General features: G+C 59.8%; 1 protein-coding gene. It reads left to right on the top strand.

Features of this window, described 5'->3' with window-relative positions; all coding sequences use genetic code 11:
* The first annotated feature begins 83 nt into the window (after positions 1–83).
* Positions 84–1,153, top strand: a protein-coding gene (locus LOC54_RS12230; RefSeq protein ID WP_279314054.1) for an IS630 family transposase whose coding sequence is annotated in 2 segments (ribosomal slippage) — positions 84–570 and positions 570–1,153 — 1,071 coding nt in all. Because the reading frame shifts where the segments join, the coding sequence is not laid out codon by codon here.
* Positions 1,154–1,163 lie beyond the last annotated feature (10 nt).

Raw genomic sequence — 1,163 nt, 5'->3', positions numbered from 1 at the left:
ATACCAACGGAGTTCTCCTGTGACTCATCTGTGATGTGACACGCACTGTCCTTTCTGATTCTCTTTATTGAGGAGGATCGAGGATGGGTGGCGCGATCGCATTACGAACGGACTACACGGCCGAAACACTGCGTCGACTGGCGTCTCGCGCGCGGGACGCGAATGTGGCACGTCGGCTTCTGTCACTGGCGGCGGTGCAGGACGGCACCAGCCGTGGTGAGGCCGCGCGGATTGGCGGGATGGACCGGCAGACATTGCGGGACTGGGTACACCGGTTCAATATCGCAGGGCCGGACGGCTTGCGTGATCAGTGGCGAAACGGGTCGGTCTGCCGTCTGAATGCGGCTCAACTGGCAGAATTATCGGCGCTGGTCACGGCAGGTCCTGATCTTACCCGGGACGGCGTGGTGCGCTGGCGTCGTGTCGATCTTCAACGGGTCATCGAAGAACGTTTTGGCGTCTCCTATCACGAACGCCATGTCTCCGCCCTACTGAAGCGGCTTGGGTTCAGCCATGTCAGCGCGCGTCCGCGTCACCCCGGGCAGGATCCATCCGTCATGGACGCGTTTAAAAAAACTTCCCCACGATCCTGAGCGCTCACACCGGACATCTGCCCAGGGGTAGACGGATCGAGCTCTGGTGGCAGGACGAGGCCCGCATCGGGCAGAAGAACGGTCTTGTCCGGCAATGGGCACGGCGTGGCACCCGACCACGCCAGCCTGCCGATCAACGCTATGAAAATGCCTGGCTGTTCGGCGCCATCTGCCCCGCACTCGGCAAGGCGGCAGGTCTGGTGCTGCCCTTTACCGGGACGGCCAGCATGCAATTGCATATCGACGAGATTGCACGTTGTGTAGCACGGGGAGCCCATGCCGTCGTCCTGCTCGATCGTGCCGGCTGGCATACGACACCCAAACTCAGACTGCCTCGTAACATCAGTCTGATCTTCCTGCCATCCCGCGCTCCCGAACTGAACCCGGTCGAGAATATCTGGCAGTTCCTCCGTGCCAACTGGCTGTCCAATACCGTCTTCGAAGACATCAATCATATCATCAATGCCGCATGCGCAGCATGGAACAACCTCACCGCCCTGCCAGAGACCATACGCTCAATCGGCCTCAGGAAATGGGCTCATATAGGTCAAAGAAGATAACCGTTGGTAT

It is taken from the genome of Acetobacter sp. AN02 (assembly GCF_029759835.1).
Classification (GTDB): Bacteria; Pseudomonadota; Alphaproteobacteria; order Acetobacterales; family Acetobacteraceae; genus Acetobacter.
This window is presented reverse-complemented; position numbering and strand designations above follow the sequence as displayed.